The following is a 16,512-nucleotide window of genomic DNA, read 5'->3' as shown; positions in this document are numbered from 1 at the left end:
GGTGATCAAGACGCGACCAGGCCCTTCGAGGTTCACCGGATGGCTCGATCGATGGCAAGAACTTTCCCGGCCCACCCGCTCACGGCCGGGGCGAGTGCCGGATCTTGTGCGCGGGCACGCCCGTTCCGTGCTGGACGTGGGGTGCGGAACGGGCGCGCTATTGCGCAGGGCCCGGGAGGACGGGCACACGGGACGGCTGTGCGGGCTGGATCCCGGGGCGGGGATGCTGGAGGTGGCGCGGGCGCGCCCGGATGTGGAGTCGGCGCTCGGCGACGCGGTGTCGGCGCGGCGGTGGCACCGTGAGTTCGATCTGGTGGTGGGACCGCGGGCCGCTGACGGACACCAGCCCGGACATCATCACCGTGGCCCGCCGCCTCCGTTGACGCCCCGCTGCCCCCACCGACCCCCGCCGGCCCTCGCGGTCAGCCCCAGGTCCTGCCGGTGACCAGGTCGGGGCCCAGGTGGCGGGCGGCGACGGCGGTGATCGCGGAGGCGGGGCCGTACCGCCGGGCGAGTTTGTAGGTGTGGACCACGCAGGTGCGCACCGGATGCACCTCCCCGCCGGGTTCCGCCGTGTCGTCCGCGGCGAGCGGGCGGATCTGCGGCCGGGCCAGCGCGAAGCACACCAGCATGGTGCGGTGGTCCTCGCCGATCAGGAAGTCGGCGATGCCCCGGTGGCGGAAGTCCAGACAGGGGAACACGACCGCGATGTCCTCCTGTGCGTACGGAGCCGCCCGGAGGGCCGGGAGGACGTCGAGTATCCGCTCGCCCGTGGCGAGCAGTCGCGCCTCCTCGTGGGAATCGCCCCAGGGCGGCGGGTCGTCGTCCCGCCACAGGTCGTCGTCCTGCCACAGCGGATGTCTCTCGGTGCTGAGCGACGTGCCCACGGCGGGCCGGCCGTAGCGCGCCTTCCCGCTGACGCTGGTCCAGTTGAGGCTCGCGTTGACGCAGAGCCTGCCGGCCAGGAGCGACCACGGGGTACGGACCAGACGCTCGCGGGCCAGGTCCACCACGAGGCGGCCGAACGACTCCGCCGGGAGCAGGGTCGGTTCGGCGGGGGCGATGAAGGCGTCGGTCCAGGTTCCCACCGCGCGGTTGTAACACCGGGTCCGGTGCGGTGCCCAGTCGTTTTCCGTTCGGCACCGCATCCGGACGTTCGGCATCGCCTTCGGCGCCGCCTCATGGCGGTGGCAACGCCCGGCGGATCAGGCCGAGTTGGCCACACGGGACTCAGGAGAACGTCCGGCCCGCCCGCCACTCCGGCGCGAGCACCGACCAGATCTCCATGTCGTGCCGTTCGCCCCGGTGGGAGTAGCTCTGCCGCAGCACACCCTCCCTGGTCATCCCCAGCCGCCGGGCCACGGCGACGCTGGCCTCGTTGGCGGAGGCGGCCCACCACTCGACGCGGTGGATGCCCCGCTCCTCGACGGCCCAGTCGATGATCAGGCGCGCGGCCCGGGTCACCAGCCCCCTGCCCACCGCCGACGGCTCCAGCCAGCAACCCGCCTCCGCGGTGCCCTGCTTGATGTCCATCGTCCGGAAGAGGACTCCGCCGACCAGTGTGCCGTCCGTCCAGATGCCGTGGATCCGCCCGGTGTCGGCCGCCGCCTTCTCCGCGTACCCCTGGAGGAACGCACGGGCCGACTCCAGGTCCGCGACGGCGTCCGCCAGCCCGATGTACCGCCCGATGAACTCCCGTCCCCGGTCCATGTGGACCAGGAACTCCTCGGCCTGCCACGGCTCCAGCGGGCGCAGCTCCGCGCCGTCCTCACCCAGGGACATCGCGTACATCGTCACCCTCCACGGTCCGAACCAACGCGCACTACGGGAGGGATCCTGCCATCGAGAGGTTCGCCCGCGCGTTTCTTTTGTACCTACTAGTATGTATGATCCTGTCCATGGACACCCGGGAACGACTCATCGCAAGCACCCGTGAGCTGCTGTGGGAGCGCGGCTACGTGGGCACGAGCCCGAAGGCGATCCAGGAGCGGTCCGGAGCGGGCCAGGGCAGCATGTACCACCACTTCCACGGGAAACCCGATCTGGCGCTCGCCGCGATCAGCCGCAGCGCCGAGGAGCTGCGGAGCAGGGCGGAGGCCCAGTTCAGCGGACCCGGCACGGTGGTCGAGCGGATCACGGCCTATCTGCGGCGGGAACGGGACGTCCTGAAGGGCTGCCCGGTCGGCCGTCTCACCCAGGACCCCGATGTGATGGCGGACCCGGATCTGCGCCGGCCGGTCGAGGAAACCTTCACCTGGCTCACCGACCGGCTGACCGGGCTGCTGGCGGAGGGGCGCGGAAACGGTGAGCTCGCCCCCGGGCTCGACCCGGTGGGCACGGCCACCGCGCTGGTCGCGGTGTTGCAGGGCGGCTATGTGCTGGCCCGCGCCGCCGACTCGGCCGAGGTCTTCGGCCGGGCGGTCGACGGAGCCCTCGGCCTGCTCACCGCCCATATCCGCTGACCCGCCGCCGGCCGACCCGCCGCCGACCCGCTCGCCGCGGTCCCGGCCCGGCATGGTCCCGGCCCGCCGTGGTCTCAGCCCGGCATGGCGGGAATCCGTTGATGTCTGTCACTCACGCCCCTGGGTGATCCTCCTCCGGCTCCCTAGCGTGGGGCGCGCGCCACCCGCCCCACGCCTGGAAGGAGACGCTGGTGCTCGCCACCTTCGGAACGGAGCCGGACGCCACCCGATGACCAAGATCCTGCTCTCCCTGCACGTCCTGGCCGCCATCGTCGCGATCGGCCCCGTCACGGTCGCCGCGAGCATGTTCCCGGCCGCGGCCCGCCGCGCCCACGCGGCCGCCGCCGAGGGCGCGGCGGACCTGGGTACGGTCCGGCTCCTGCACCGCATCTGCCGCGTCTACGCCAAGCTGGGCCTGGCCGTGCCCCTTCTCGGCTTCGCCACGGCCGCCGCGATGGGCGTCCTCAGCAGCGGCTGGCTCACCGCCTCCATCGCGCTGACGGCCGCGGCCGCCGGCATCCTGGCCGCCTTCGTGCTGCCGCGTCAGGACGAACTCATCGACACCCTCGGTGCCCACAAGGCCCTGGAGCGGACCGAAACCGCCCAACTGGCCATGTTCACGGGCGTGTTCAACCTGCTGTGGGCGGTCGTGACCATCCTCATGATCGTCCGCCCGGGTTCGACCACCGGAGCGTGACCCGGCCCCGTCACCGGCGTACGGATCCGTGTACGGCCCCGGCGGATCCGTGTACGGCCCCGTCCCCGGGCGCGTGTCCGACCGGGGCCGCGATCCGTGCGGCGGCCGCGGTGCCGGGGACGGCGCAGGGCTCGCCGTTCAGGGTGAAGTCCCGTGGCGCGGCGTTCGTCCCGGTGTAGGAGCCGTTGAATCCGATGGTCGTGGACGTGCCGGTGGCCAGGGCGGCGTTCCAGCCGGCGTCCTTGGCGGTGACGGCGGCGCCACTCTGGCTCCAGGTGCCGTTCCAGCCGTGGGTGACCTTCTGGTCGCCGGTGAAGGAGAAGCCGAGCCGCCAGCCGTTCAGCGCGGGGCCCCGGTTGGTGAGCGTGACGGTGGCGGTGAAACCGGTGCCCCAGTCGTTGCCCACCCGGTAGTCGACCGTGCAGCCGGCCGGCTGGGCCGCGGCGGTGGTCACCCGCACCGGGGCGGACGGTGGGGAAGAGCGGCCCGCGGTGTCCTTGGCCACCACCCGGAAGGTGTAGGCGGTGGCCGGGGACAGCCCGGTGACGGTGGCGCTCGTGGCGGGGGCGTCGACGGTGGCCACCGCAGCGGTGCCGGCGGGGTCGCCGGAGTACACCTGGTAGCTCGCCACCGGGGAGGACCCGGCGGTGGACGCGGTCCAGGTCAGGGTGGCCCGGTCCGAACCGACCGCGGTGGCGGCGGGGTTGCCGGGGGCGGTGGGCGGGTCCGCCTCGGCGGACCCGGCGGGCAGCACATAGGTGGTGATGGAGTACGCGGGGAAGGTCGTGGTGAAGCCGCCGTCGGTCAGCGGCTGGTCGGCCAGGTGCTGTATCGCGGTGGTGTCGTCCTGGCCGTAGCGGTAGGCCTGCGCCGCCCCGGCCGTTCCGGTGCCGCCGGTCAGGGACACCGGGGCGGTCAGGTCGCCGGTGGTCTTGTTGACGACCACCACGGTCAGCGCGTGGTCACTGGCGCGTTCGGCCGCGTAGACGGCGAGCTTCTCCTGGTCGGCGCTGGCCGCGTGGACCGCGGTCTCGCCGAACGAGCCGCCCTCGCCGTCGTAGTTGCGGAACATCCGGAAGGCGTAGGCACCGGGCTCGGTGGCGGCGGGCGGGTCCCACAAGGTGGCCAGGTCCAGCCCCTCCCGCCCGAAGATGCCGAGCACATCGGCCTGGGCGAGGGCCCCGTTGATGTGGTTCAGCGCGCCCCAGTTGTACTCGGTGATGGCGAGCTTGGTGCCCGGGTAGTTCTCGTCGACCAGGGACCGCATCCGGGGGATGAACTGCACCGGCTGGTTGATCCAGCTCTCGTCCACGTACGTGGGGTCCCACAGCTGCCGTGTGGAGCGCAGCCGCAGGGCCTGGGTGTCCGCGTCGACGGCGTCGCCGAACACGCCGGACTGCTGCGGGTAGATGTGCTCGTCGAAGTAGTCCAGGACGCGGCGGCCGTGGCTCTGCTCGTACGCCTTCATCTGCTGGAGGTACCAGGGGGCGAACTGCAGTCCGCCGTGGGCCGCCCGGTCCGGCGGGTTGGACCAGCAGTCGCCGCCCTTCTCGTTGCAGGTCTTCTGGTCGAGGCCGGAGTAGATCAGGGAGTTGAAGCCCCAGCCGACCGGGCCGAGGGTCTTCGCCCCCGGATCGGCGTCCTTGATCGCGTCGGCGGTGGCGTAGGCGCGGTCCCGCAGCTCGTCGTAGCCCGCGCCGTCCGGGTGGACGTCCCGGTGGGTGCTGTGCCACAGGTCGGGCTCGTTGTCGAGGTCGTAGAAGCGCACCCCGCCGTCGTCCGCGCTCCCGTAGGCGCGGTTGAGATACCGCACCCAGTCCCCCGTGAACTCCGGTCCCGCGGCCACGCTGGTGTCGGCCGGATCGTTGCCGGTGACGTTGGTGCCGTCGCTCTTCACCCCGTTGCCGCAGTCCGGGCGCCACTGGGCGTCGCTGCCCTGCTGGGGTCCGTAACGGGCGATGCTGAAGCCGCAGGCGGTGTTGCGGGCCGCCGTCGTCCAGCCGCTCATCGGCACGGTCAGCACGGTGTCGGTGCCGGTGCGGCGGTTCTGGTCGATGAACTTGTCGGCCTCGGAGCCGTCTGGCAGCCCGTCGGTGCCGTTGTCGTAAAAGAGGTTCTCGAAGTACCAGTCCGCGCCCGCGTTGTAGGCGTCGAGCTGGTAGTTGTAGCGGGTCGTGGCGTTTCCGCCCCACCGCCGGACCGGCAGCCGCAGCTCCTCGGCCAGCGACTCGTCGGCGAAGTTGATCCCGTAGATGTGCGGATCGATCGGGTGGCGCCCGGTGGTGGCGTCGACGGTGAGCGCGGGACCGTCCGCGGCGGCGCGGGCCGCGCCCCGGTCCGGTAAGGCACTGGCCCGGACGGGGTCGGCCAGCCCCCCGCCCGCCACCAGCAGCACCACGGCCGCCAGCGCGGCCCTCGGAGTCATGCGCATGGTCCTCCTTCCAGACGGCCATGCGGCACGGCCCGGCCACGCGGCAGGCACAGGAGCACACGTGTGCACGGGCGGGGCACAGGGGCGGGCGGTGCCGTACGGCCTCACGATGGGCGGACGTGCATGGGAGCGCTCCCAAAGAGCGTTCACATGGTCAGTGAAGCCCGCGGTGGTGTCAACCTTCCGGACCGAAACCGGACCCGGCCGGAGCGCGCGACCTGGCGCGGGATAATGATCGAGGGCGCCGGACCGGAGGCAGGAGGCGGGCAGGGCATGCACGGCGAGTACAAGATCCCTGGCGGGAAGCTCGTGGTCGTGGATCTGGACCACCAGGACGGCGTCCTGCGCAACGTGCGGGTCGCCGGCGACTTCTTCCTGGAACCCGACGAGGCCCTCGCCGCCATCGATCACGCTCTGGAAGGCGCCCCTGCCGACACCGACGCGGCGGGGCTCACCGCACGCATCGAGGCGGCACTCCCGCCGGGCACCACGATGTACGGCATCACGGCCGAGGGAGTCGCGGTGTCCGTGCGCCGAGCCCTGGCCCGAGCCACGGACTGGACCGACTACGACTGGCAGCTCATCCACGAACCGCCACAGTCCCCCGCCCTGCACATGGCCCTCGACCAGGTCCTCACCGAGGAGGTCGCGGCCGGACGCCGCGCCCCCACCCTCCGCGTCTGGGAATGGGGAGCCCCGGCCGTCATCATCGGCAGCTTCCAATCCCTCCGCAACGAAGTGGACCCCGCGGGCGCGGCTCGTCACGGCGTCACCGTGGTGCGGCGCATTTCCGGTGGCGGAGCCATGTTCGTCGAGGCCGAGAACACCATCACCTACTCCCTGTCGGTACCGGCCTCCCTCGTCTCCGGGCTGTCGTTCGCCGACTCCTACGCCTACCTCGACGACTGGGTGCTGAACGCGCTCGGCGACATGGGCATCAAAGCCTGGTACCAGCCCCTCAACGACATCGCTTCCGAGGCAGGCAAGATCGGCGGCGCCGCACAGAAACGCCTCGCCGCCGGGAACGGCGCCGTCCTGCACCACGTGACGATGGCCTACGACATCGACGCCGACAAGATGCTCGACGTCCTGCGCATCGGCAAGGAGAAGATGTCCGACAAGGGCACCAGGAGCGCCGGAAAACGCGTCGACCCGCTCCGCCGCCAGACCGGCCTGCCCCGAGCCGAGATCATCGACCGCATGCTCACCTCCTTCCGCACCCGCTACGGCCTCGCCCAGGGGCACATCACCCACGAGGAGATGGCACGCGCCGAGGAACTGGCCCTCACCAAGTACAGCAACGAGGAGTGGACAGCCCGGGTCCCATAGAAACCACACCCGGCGCGGCACGCGACCCCGTGAAGAGGGTGACGGTGTACGCGATCCGGTCAGCCCCGTCGGACAGCTCCCAGCTGAGTCCGGTGCAGGCCGGAAGCCGCGAACCGGTGCGCCACCGTGTCCAGGACCCGGGCCATCGCTTCCGCGGGCGGGGTGGCGGGGCGGGTCTGGGCGCGGGCGAGCAGGACGCGGCGGGTGGGGGCGGGCACGTCGGAGGCGAAGGGAAGGAGGCGTACGTCGCTGCGGCGGCTGGTGAGGGCGAGACGGGGCGCGAGCGCGATGCCGAGCCCGGCGGCCACCATGGCCTGCGCCTCCTGGTAGTCGTGCGAGGCGTAGGCGATGCGCGGTTCGTAGCCGGCCTGGCGGCAGCTGCGGCGCAGCACGTCGGCCACGGGGTGGTTGTCGGCGCGGATGATCCATTCCTGGTCGGCGAGGTCGCTCAGCCGCACGGAAGCATGCGCGCGCAGGGGCGAGTCCGCGGGGACCACCAGCACCGTGGGGTCGTCGAGCAGGTGGGTGAGAGTCAGGGCGGGGTCGTCGAGGCGGCTCCAGCTGTAGTCCCACAGCAGGGCCTGCTCCACCTCACCGGTGTGCAGCATCTCGCACAGTTCGGCGCGGACCCCGGCGCGCACTTCGATGCGGACTCCGGAGTGGCGGCGGCGGAAGCGGGTGAGCGCCAGCGGCAGGAGTGAGGCGCTCGCGGTGGGGAACGAACCGAGCCGCAGTGTGCCCTGGTCGAGGTCGGCGAACGACTCCAGATCCGCCTGGGCGGCGCGCAGTTCGCGGCGGATCGTCTGACCGCGCTCCGCCAGCGCGGCACCGGCCGGGGTGGGGCGGACGCCACGGGGCAGCCGCTCGATCAGGGGCTGCCCGGCCTCCCGTTCCAGCAGCGACATCTGCTGTGAGGCGGCCGAGGTGGTCATGCCCATCGCCTCCGCCGCGGCGGTGAGCGAGCCGCGCTCGGCGGCCTCGGTGAGCAGGAGCATACGGCGCACGTTCAACATGGCGACCGAGTTTAGCTGAGCTAAACCATGGTGAAGCGATCTGCCATTGTGCCGAACGCACGCCTCTGCGAAGGTCTTCGCGTTCGCCGGAACGGTTCATGAGTCGGCAATGCGCCCGTAACCGTTCCCGGTCCTTCCCTTGATTGATCGAGAAAGAGCCCCCGACGTGCACACTCCCGCGACGCTGGTCCGCGGCGGCACCAGCAAGTGCTGGCTGTTTCACCAGGTCCATGTCCCCGCCGAGCGTGGCGAGCTGGAAAAGCTGCTGGTAGCCGCCTACGGCTCCACCGATCCGGTGGAACTCGACGGTGTCGGCGGAGCCACCCCCACCACCTCCAAAGCGGCGGTCGTGAGCGCTTCCCCCGAGCCCGGTACGGATATCGACTACCTGTTCGCCCAGGTCGGCATCGGGACCGGGACGGTCGAGTGGACGAGCAACTGCGGCAACTGCGCCACCGGCGTCGCCCTGTACGCGGTCGCGAAGGGCCTGGTGCCGATCACCGGCGACCGCACCCGGGTGACGATGCGCAACATCAACACCGGCGCGGTGCTCGAAGGGCTCGTGGACACCACCGGTGGCCTCGTGCACGACTTCGGCGAGCAGACGGTGCCGGGCACCCGGGCCGGCGGGGTCGCGGTCGGCCTCACCTTCCTCGATCCGGCCGGCCGCACCACCGGCCACCTTCTGCCCACCGGGCAGGCCGCACAGGATCTGAAGGTCGGCACCGCGGACCCGGTGCTGGTGAGCATGGTGGACGCCGGTGCCCCGGTCGTCCTGGTGGACGCCCGCAGTGCCGCCCGCACCGGTTCCGAGACGCTGGAGCAGATGCGTACGCACACCCCCTGGCTGCGCACCGTCCGGCACACCGCCGCGCCGCTGATGGGACTGCTCGAACCAGGGCAGGCGCCGGGCGACGCGGTGCCCAAGGTCGGCCTGGTCGGCGAGCCGGTCCCCTATACGACGACGCTCGGTGAGGCCGTCGCCGCCGAGGACTACGACGTGTCGGTGCGCATGCTCACCATGAACGCCCCGCACCCGGCCATCGGCCTGACCTCCGCCGTCGCCGTCGCGGCCGCGGGCCTGCTGGAGGACTCCGTGGTCTTCCGGGCCGCGGGCGGACCGACCGGCGACTGGCTGCGCCTGGGCACCCCCGCGGGCGTGGTCGCGGTCCGCTGCTCGGACCTGCGGGACGGCCTGCCGGGCCGGGTCACCGTGCAGCGGGCCGCACGTCTGCTCGCCGACGCCCGGATCTACGTACCCCGGACCGGCCGGCCGCGGGCGGCCTGAGCCGAGACGACCGTCACCCCTCCCCAGAACCTGTCGATGACCCCCGTCCCCGGGTTAACCTCGCGCCTTCGGGAGCGCGCACCCCCGTCCCCACCGCACCAAGGACAATGATGTCTGCTGAAGTGATCTCCATAGGCGCGCTGCTGGTGATGTTCGTGGTCGGCACCATCCTGCCGATCAACCTGGGCATCCTGGCCTTCGTCGCCACCTTCGCCGTCGGCACCGCCTCGCTCGGCCTCACCGAGGACGAGATCTTCGAGGGTTTCCCGGTGGACCTCTTCGTGACCATCGTCGGCGTCACCTACCTGTTCTCCGTCGCCCGCCGCAACGGCACCATCGACTGGCTCGTCGCCGCCGGCGTACGGCTGGTGCGCGGCAAGGTGGCGCTGATCCCCTGGGTCCTCTTCCTGGTCGCCGCGACGCTCACGGCGTTCGGCACCTTCACCCCGGCGGCCGTCGCCCTCCTGGTGCCGATCGCGATGAACTTCGCCTACCGGTACAAGATCAATCCCCTGGTGGCCGGAATGATGGTGATCAGCGGCGGGCACGCGGGCGCGTTCTCCCCGCTCGCCGTCTCCGGTGCCCTGGTCCTCGGTCTCGTCGACGACACCAAACTGCACGTCGCGCCCGCGACCCTCTTCGCCGCCAGCTTCGCGATCAATCTGCTGCTGTCCGCCCTCACGTACGTTTTCCTCGCCAAGCGCCCCGCCCCCTTTGCCGAGAACGCGCAGGAGGAGACCGACGGGGAGGCACCCGTCGCGTCCGGCAGGCTCGACTGGCGGCAGTGGCTCACCCTGTTCTGCCTGCTCGCGCTGGTGATCGGTGCGCTCGGCTTCCACCTGGAGATCGGCTTCCTGGCCCTGGTGGCCGGCGCGGTGCTGGCGCTGGTGGACATGAAGCGGCAGGAGAAGGCCGTGGACGGCATCAGCTGGTCCACGCTGCTGCTGGTGGCGGGCATGATGACCTACATCGCGATGCTGGAGAAGGCCGGCATCATCGAGTCCGTCTCCGAACACGCCGCGGACTTGGGCGCCCCGCTCATCGTCGCCCTGGTGTTGTGCTTCACCGTGGCCATCACCTCGGCCTTCGCCTCCTCCACGGCGATCCTCACCGCGATCATCCCCCTCGCGGCGCCGCTGTTGCTCTCCAGCCACCTCAGCGCCGCCGGACTGGTCGCCGCCCTGGCGGTGTCCACCACGATCGTCGACACCTCCCCGTTCTCCACCAACGGCGCCCTCGTCCTCGGCAACGCCCGCGGAGTCGACACCCGCCGCTTCTACCGGCAGGTCATCGGCTACACCGGCGGCATCGTCGCGATCGGTCCGGTCGTCGCCTGGGGAGCCCTCGTTCTCCCCTTCTCCTGACCGGCACGGTCGGAGCCCCTGCGGGCACCGGGCGCCCCCGCGGCGCCCGGTGCCCGCTCGTGGTTCACCCGGGTTACCGCGCGGGTCACCGCACCATGTGACCGGCACCACCATGGAAAGCCCACAGGTCGGCGACGCGCCGCTCGCGGAGCATGCCGCCGGTGGGGGCTTCGGGACGGGCGCGGTGCGCGGTTTCCAGGGCCGAGGCCCAGGACTCCTCGTCACTCACGTCGGTCGGGTGGAAGAGGGCCCCTTTGCCGGTGTCCCGGATGGCACGGGCCGTGCGTTCCCCTTCGGCGGTGTCGATGTCGGCGACGAGGACGCGGGCTCCCTCGTCCGCGAGCCGCCGAGCGATCGCGGCACCGATCCCGCCGGTCGCTCCCGTGACCACGGCGACCCGTCCGTCGAACCAGGCACTGTCCCGGGAGGCTGCGGATACGAGGAGGGCATGGGCGGCTCCGAAGGCTGCGGCGCGAACCGGCGCGACCTTCGCCGAGGTGGCGGTGGACGCGACGCTGGGCCTGGTGTGTGGAGGATGCTCTCCGTGTACGACGCGGGGCGGATCATCAGTCCCAAGCCGACGGAGAGCCAGGCGATCGGCGGCATGGTGGGCGGCATCGGTGCGGCCCTGCCGGAGCACACCGTCACCGACCACCGCGACGGCCGGATCGTCAACGCCAACCTGGCCGACTACCTCGTCCCGGTCAACGCCGACGTCCCCGACCTCACAGCCGTCTACCTCGACAGTGAGGACTACGACGCCGATCCGCTCGGGCTCAAGGGCCTCGCCGAACTGGTGATCAGCGGTGTGGCGCCCGCCATCGCCAACGCGGTCTTCAACGCCACCGGCCGCCGCGTCCGCGAACTGCCGATCACCGCGGAGGCATTGCTCTGACACCCGCACACCGCGGTCGGTGACGGCTCATCCAGCGCGGTGCCACCGACATCTCCGGCAGCGGGCCCCGTCCCGCTGCCGGACCTGCTGATCCAGAACTGACCCGCCGGACCGCCGCGGATCAGGTGTTTATCGGTCCAGCCCGGTGGGTTCCGGTGAGCAGAGCTTCGGCATGCTTGCGGAAAGCGGTGACCAGGCGGCTGCGGTCGCCGGTGCGGGTGGCGAGCACGACCTGGCTGGGTTCGACCCCGTGCAACGGGACGGTGGTGAGGCTGGGATGCAGGCCGGTCGCGTAGTCGAGGGGCGGCCCGATGGCCACCGCCCGCCCGGCGGCGATGAGTTCGTGTTTGTCCTCGAGGGCTTCGACCAGGGGGCCGTCGGGCGCGGGCCGACCGTCGGGCCGGGGGTCGAGCCGCCAGTAGGCGTTCAGCAACGGGTCGGACTGGCGTACGTGGGGGATCGGCTCGTCGGCGATGTCGTCGAGGGTGACCCACTCCTTGCCGGCCAGACGATGGTCCCGCGGCACGACCAGCACGCGCGGCTCGTCGTAGAGGACGGTGACGCGTAGCTGGTCGGTGGGGAACGGCAGCCGCGTCACCACCGCGTCGGCGCGGTGCTCCAGCAACGCGCCGCGTGAGTCGTTCCAGGCGAGCAGACGGGTGTGGACCTCGGCATCGGGATGGCGGTCGCGCAGGGCGCGCACGGCCGGAGTGATGATCAGCCCCTTGGTGTAGCCGATGGTGACGCTGCTGGGCCGGGCCGCGGCGCGGGTGCGGGCCATCGCCTCGACCGCGGCGCGCAGCAGCTCCTTGGCCTGGGGCAGGAAGATCTCGCCGGCCTCGCTGAGCCGGGTGCCGTGCGTGGTGCGGTCGAGCAGGCGGGCGCCCACTTGCTGTTCGAGACGGCGGATCTGCCGGCTCAGTGACGGCTGGGTGGTGTGCAGCGCCTCGGCGGCGCGGCCGAAATGCTGGTGCTCGGCGACCACCGTGAAGCACTGCACCAGCCGCAGGTCGAGGTCCACGGGCGCGGGGTAGGGATCGGACACCAACCCATCCTAGCTGGCGTTATGCATGCTTCGTATGACGTTTTACGGAACAATCATTGGACCGGGGACGCATCGCGGCCGCACCGTGGTGATCGTGACATCGAACAGCGTGACACCGTTTCGCATCGACATTCCGGACAGTGCCCTGGAGGATCTGAAGGACCGACTCCGCCGGGTACGCCTGGCCGGCCGGGAGACAACGCCGGACAGCAGCCAGGGAGTGCAGCGGGAGCGGCTGACGGAGCTGCTGGACTACTGGGCCTCCGGCTACGACTGGCGCAAACTCGAGCGGCAGCTCAACGAGCTGGGCCAGTTCCGTACCACCCTCGACGGTCTCGGCATCCACTTCCTGCACGTGCGCTCGCCCCGCCCCGCCGCCACTCCCCTGTTGCTGCTGCACGGGTGGCCGGGCTCGTTCCTGGAGTTCCTCAAGACCATCGGCCCGCTCACCGAGCGCGGCTTCCACCTCGTCATCCCCTCGATGCCCGGCTACGGCTTTTCCGACCAGCCCACCTCCACCGGCTGGGACCCGGACCGGATCGCCCGCGCGTACGGCCTACTCATGCAGCGCCTCGGCTACGACTCCTACCTGGCCCAGGGCGGCGACTGGGGCGGTGTCGTCGCGACCCGCATGGGGGCGCAGCGCCCGGCAGGTCTGCGCGCGATCCACGTCAACTTCCCCGAGTTCCTCGCCGCACCACCGGTCGGCGACGATCCGACCCCTGACGAGAAGGCCGCGCTCGAACAGGGCAGCCGCTTCTTCGCCGTCCATTCCGGATACCACGTCATACAGCGCACCCGGCCGCAGACCATCGGCTACGCCCTGACCGACTCCCCGGCCGGGCAGGCCGCGTGGATCTACGAGAAGTTCCTCGACTGGACCCGGCCCGACGCCCTCACCCGCGACGAGATCCTCGACCACATCTCCCTTTACTGGTTCACCGGTACCGGTGTTTCCTCCGCCCGCTTGTACTGGGAGTACGCCCGGCAGCCGCTTGTTCCGACCGAGCTGGACCTTCCCGTCGGTGTCAGCGTCTTCCCGGACGAACTGACGCGCACCCCGCGCATCTGGGCCGAGCGCGCCTACCATGACCTGCGCTACTTCAACGACGACATCCCCGCGGGCGGCCACTTCGCCGCTCTGGAGGTGCCGGAGCTTTTCGTCGAGGAGATCGTTGCGTTCGCGCGGACGGTGGACGCATGAAGACGGTCGTGATCAGCGCACGGCGGCTCCACGACGACACCCGGGAGGTGCTTGCCCGATGAGATGGATCAGCTACCGCTCCGCGGACGGCTCCACACGCTGCGGCATGGTACACGGCAGCACCATCCACGCCCTGGGTACGGACCTGCTGGAGCTGCTGCGCGCCGAAGGCGGGCTGGAGGCCGCCGCCACCAGGGAACCGACCGAGATCGTCGAGCTGGCCACGGCCCACCTGCTGGCGCCGATACCGGTACCCCCGGCGGTCCGGGACTTCGCCGCGTTCGAGCGTCACATCAGCAACGCGGGTAAGGCAGCCGTCGGCGACGGTACGGTCAGCCCGGTCTGGTACGAGTATCCGCTCTTCTTCTTCTCCAACCCGGCGGCGATCAAGGGACCGCACGACGCGATCCCCATCGCCCCGGGCGCGCAGGACTGGGACTACGAGGTCGAGGTCGCCGCGGTGGTCGCCGGGGACTGTTCGAACCTCGACGCCGCCACGGCGGAGAAGCACATCGCGGGCTACCTGGTCTACTGCGACTGGAGCGCACGCGATATCTCCGCAAGCGAGATGGGGTTCGTGTACGGCCCGTCCAAGAGCAAGGACGCATCGACCAGCCTCGGCCCGTTCCTCGTCACCCCCGACGAGCTGGAGCCCTACCGCTCGGGCAAGGGCTATGCGCTGCGGATGGACGGGTACGTCAACGACGAGCACTACGGCGGCGGCAGCTGGGACGAGATCCACTGGTCGTTCGGCGAGATGCTGGCGCACGCGTCGCGCGGCACCACGCTGCGAGCCGGTGACATCCTCGCCAGCGGCCCCGTGGGCACCGGCTGCATCCAGGAGTTGTCCGACCACCGCCCCTACCTGGCACCGGGAGACACGGTCCGGATCGACGTGCAAGAACTCGGCGCGATCTCCGCACGGATCACCGCGCCGGAGCCGCTCACCCTTGCGCCACCCCTCACCCGACGTTGATCCTTCGACCTGCCAGGAGACCCCCTGCAATGCATCTCACCAGCACCTTTGGTCGTGCCAATATGGACCTGAACGCCGTTCGCGAGGTCAGCCTCACCATCAACGCGACCCACCTGTTCATCTACTTCATCCCCGAGGCACCGGAAGAGGCCGGCAAGCTCGGCGTGACCGAGTACGGTCCGGCGTACTTCGCGTTCCGGTCGGCCCCGATGGGCGCAGTTCCCTGGCAGGTCACCCTCGCGGCCTTCTACAGCTTCAGCCCGCGGTCGGTGCAGGCCATGGCAGGCGTGTGGGATACCGCAACGCCGCAGCAGTGGCAGGCCGCTCGCTTCGCGGCCGCCGACCGTGCGTTGCGGCGCGTCGACGTAGACCTCACGGCCGATCAGATCGCGGAGGCACGATCGCTGATCGACCCGGTCGTCGCGAGCGCCGACTACGCCGGAAAGACGATGGCCGCCGCCAACGTCTCGGTCCCCCTCCCCTCCGATCCGCTTGTCGCGCTATGGCAGCAGATCACGGTGGTGCGCGAGTGGCGCGGCGACGCGCATGTCACCGTGCTCGCCGCCAACGACATCGGGCCGTGCGACAGCAACGTTCTGCAAACCGCGACCGGCCACTTCCCGGAAGCGATCGCACGTGCCACCCGGCTGTGGAGCGACGAGGAGGTGGCCGCGGCGACGTCACGCCTCGTCGCACGCGGCTGGCTCAACGCCGACGGCACCGCGACCGATGCCGGCATCGCGGCGCGCGAGCAGATCGAGGCCGAGACCGACGCGCACTGCGCCGCGCTGTGGACGCCGATCGGCGACGCGAACGTCCGTCGTCTCACCTCGCTCCTCATGCCGATCCACGACGCGTTCACCGCGGCCGGGACATACCCCTTCCGCGTGGAGACGGGAGACACGCGGTCGGCGGATCCGGAGGCGGCCAGGTAGTCCGCGCGCGGCGGCGGGACATCCCGCCGGTCGTCCATCCCGGCGGTGACATGGGGTTTGTCGATGCCGGGGTGGGCCTGGAGAACCCACAGGGCACCGGGGACCGTGCGCCGGTTTCCGGGCCGGCGCCTCAGCCGTTGGCCAGGGTGCGGCGGAGAAGGGGCAGCAGGCGGTCCCAGTGGCGCTGGAGTGCGGCGGGGTCGAAGGCGTCGGTGTCGGACATGGTGAAGCCGTGGACGGTGCCGGGGTAGATCTCCGAGGTGTAGCTGACACCTGCGGCGTCCAGGGCCTGGTTGAGCTCGCCGAGGGCTTCAGGTGTCATGTCGCCTTCGGCGTGGCCCAGGTGGATCTCGGCGGTGAGCTTGGAGAAGAGGTCAGGTCCATCGACACCCACGGGTCCGTGGAATGCGGCGACGGAGGCCACCTGGCCGGGGTGGGCCGCGGCGGTGCGCATGGCCAGGAGGCCGCCTATGCAGTAGCCGGTCACCGCGACCGGTCCGGCGCCGACCTCGGGCTGGGTGGTGAGGAACCTGAGGTAGGCGTCGGCGTCGCTCAGGACACGTTCGGCGGTATGCGCCTCGATCAAGGGCATCAGCTGGGCGAAGACCGCGGGCCGGACTTCTTCTCCGATGTACTCGGGAAGTTCGATCACCGGTGCCGGGCCGTGCCGGTAGAAGAGGTTGGGGACGAGCACGGAGTACCCGTGCTCGGCGAGTTCGCGGGCCATCTCCCGCAGCACGGGCCGGATACCGAAGCCGTCCGCGTACATCAGCACCCCCGGGTGCCGCCCGCCACCGTCGGGGAAGGCGGCGAACGCGTCGGCCTGGCCGTCCGCGGTGGGAATCTGCAACATCTTGGTGGGCATGAACTCTC

General features: G+C 71.1%; 16 protein-coding genes and 1 pseudogene. 10 read left to right on the top strand and 7 right to left on the bottom strand.

Translation table 11 applies throughout. The features are described from left to right. Position 1: 1 nt before the first annotated feature. Positions 2–445, top strand: a complete 444-nt coding sequence (locus N6H00_RS40655) for a class I SAM-dependent methyltransferase (protein WP_443073137.1) — start codon at positions 2–4, stop codon at positions 443–445. Here the strand turns inward: N6H00_RS40655 and N6H00_RS35055 are convergent. Beyond that, positions 423–1,088: a hypothetical protein gene (locus tag N6H00_RS35055; RefSeq protein WP_268975873.1), complete on the bottom strand. Its 666-nt coding sequence runs from the start codon at positions 1,086–1,088 to the stop codon at positions 423–425. The genes N6H00_RS40655 and N6H00_RS35055 overlap by 23 nt on opposite strands. 142 nt (positions 1,089–1,230) lie before the next feature. After that, positions 1,231–1,791 carry a GNAT family N-acetyltransferase gene (locus N6H00_RS35050; RefSeq protein ID WP_268975872.1) on the bottom strand — a complete coding sequence of 187 codons (561 nt, stop codon included), beginning with the start codon at positions 1,789–1,791 and terminating at the stop codon, positions 1,231–1,233. A 107-nt stretch (positions 1,792–1,898) separates the two neighbouring features. Between N6H00_RS35050 and N6H00_RS35045 the strand changes: the two genes are divergently transcribed. Together N6H00_RS35045 and N6H00_RS35040 are read left to right on the top strand one after the other, a co-directional pair. Next, positions 1,899–2,462, top strand: coding sequence for a TetR/AcrR family transcriptional regulator (locus N6H00_RS35045; RefSeq protein WP_268975871.1), 564 nt, complete (start codon positions 1,899–1,901; stop codon positions 2,460–2,462). Between the two features lie 229 nt (positions 2,463–2,691). Next, positions 2,692–3,159, top strand: coding sequence for a DUF2269 family protein (locus tag N6H00_RS35040; RefSeq protein WP_268975870.1), 468 nt, complete (start codon positions 2,692–2,694; stop codon positions 3,157–3,159). 10 nt (positions 3,160–3,169) lie between these two features. On the opposite strand, the gene N6H00_RS35035 is transcribed toward N6H00_RS35040, so the two are convergent. Further along, positions 3,170–5,584, bottom strand: coding sequence for a glycoside hydrolase family 44 protein (locus N6H00_RS35035; protein WP_268975869.1), 2,415 nt, complete (start codon positions 5,582–5,584; stop codon positions 3,170–3,172). 279 nt (positions 5,585–5,863) lie between these two features. Between N6H00_RS35035 and N6H00_RS35030 the strand changes: the two genes are divergently transcribed. Beyond that, a complete protein-coding gene (locus tag N6H00_RS35030; protein ID WP_268977237.1) occupies positions 5,864–6,919 on the top strand; it encodes a lipoate--protein ligase family protein in 1,056 nt (351 codons plus the stop codon). 59 nt (positions 6,920–6,978) lie between these two features. On the opposite strand, the gene N6H00_RS35025 is transcribed toward N6H00_RS35030, so the two are convergent. Then, positions 6,979–7,932: a LysR family transcriptional regulator gene (locus N6H00_RS35025; protein WP_268975868.1), complete on the bottom strand. Its 954-nt coding sequence runs from the start codon at positions 7,930–7,932 to the stop codon at positions 6,979–6,981. 166 nt (positions 7,933–8,098) lie between these two features. On the opposite strand from N6H00_RS35025, the gene N6H00_RS35020 reads away from it, so the two are divergent. Together N6H00_RS35020 and N6H00_RS35015 are read left to right on the top strand one after the other, a co-directional pair. Continuing rightward, positions 8,099–9,220 carry a PrpF domain-containing protein gene (locus tag N6H00_RS35020; RefSeq protein ID WP_268975867.1) on the top strand — a complete coding sequence of 374 codons (1,122 nt, stop codon included), beginning with the start codon at positions 8,099–8,101 and terminating at the stop codon, positions 9,218–9,220. 110 nt (positions 9,221–9,330) lie between these two features. Further along, positions 9,331–10,584: an SLC13 family permease gene (locus tag N6H00_RS35015; protein WP_268975866.1), complete on the top strand. Its 1,254-nt coding sequence runs from the start codon at positions 9,331–9,333 to the stop codon at positions 10,582–10,584. Positions 10,585–10,669: 85 nt separating this feature from the next. Here N6H00_RS35015 and N6H00_RS35010 read toward each other — a convergent pair whose 3' ends face one another. Next, positions 10,670–10,975, bottom strand: coding sequence for an SDR family NAD(P)-dependent oxidoreductase (locus N6H00_RS35010; protein WP_329618588.1), 306 nt, complete (start codon positions 10,973–10,975; stop codon positions 10,670–10,672). Positions 10,976–11,066: 91 nt separating this feature from the next. Here N6H00_RS35010 and N6H00_RS35005 point away from each other — a divergent pair. After that, positions 11,067–11,479: pseudogene (locus N6H00_RS35005) on the top strand (molybdopterin cofactor-binding domain-containing protein); the annotation flags it as partial. A gap of 121 nt (positions 11,480–11,600) precedes the next feature. Here N6H00_RS35005 and N6H00_RS35000 read toward each other — a convergent pair. Further along, positions 11,601–12,524 (bottom strand): LysR family transcriptional regulator, encoded by a 924-nt coding sequence (locus N6H00_RS35000; protein WP_268975865.1) that lies wholly within the window; start codon positions 12,522–12,524, stop codon positions 11,601–11,603. An 85-nt stretch (positions 12,525–12,609) separates the two neighbouring features. Between N6H00_RS35000 and N6H00_RS34995 the strand changes: the two genes are divergently transcribed. The 3 genes from N6H00_RS34995 to N6H00_RS34985 are packed head-to-tail and all read left to right on the top strand — an operon-like array spanning position 12,610 to position 15,639. After that, positions 12,610–13,728 (top strand): epoxide hydrolase family protein, encoded by a 1,119-nt coding sequence (locus N6H00_RS34995; protein ID WP_268975864.1) that lies wholly within the window; start codon positions 12,610–12,612, stop codon positions 13,726–13,728. A gap of 58 nt (positions 13,729–13,786) precedes the next feature. Then, positions 13,787–14,704: a fumarylacetoacetate hydrolase family protein gene (locus N6H00_RS34990; RefSeq protein WP_268975863.1), complete on the top strand. Its 918-nt coding sequence runs from the start codon at positions 13,787–13,789 to the stop codon at positions 14,702–14,704. Positions 14,705–14,733: 29 nt separating this feature from the next. Continuing rightward, positions 14,734–15,639, top strand: a complete 906-nt coding sequence (locus N6H00_RS34985) for an SCO6745 family protein (RefSeq protein WP_268975862.1) — start codon at positions 14,734–14,736, stop codon at positions 15,637–15,639. A gap of 130 nt (positions 15,640–15,769) precedes the next feature. On the opposite strand, the gene N6H00_RS34980 is transcribed toward N6H00_RS34985, so the two are convergent. Further along, on the bottom strand, positions 15,770–16,504 hold the full coding sequence (locus N6H00_RS34980; RefSeq protein ID WP_268975861.1) for a dienelactone hydrolase family protein: 735 nt from the start codon (positions 16,502–16,504) through the stop codon (positions 15,770–15,772). Positions 16,505–16,512: the final 8 nt, after the last annotated feature.

It is taken from the genome of Streptomyces sp. S465 (assembly GCF_026898115.1).
GTDB classification, from domain to species: domain Bacteria; phylum Actinomycetota; class Actinomycetes; order Streptomycetales; family Streptomycetaceae; genus Streptomyces; species Streptomyces luomodiensis.
The sequence above is the reverse complement of the archived record's forward strand: the minus strand, read 5'-3'. Positions and strand labels throughout refer to the sequence as shown.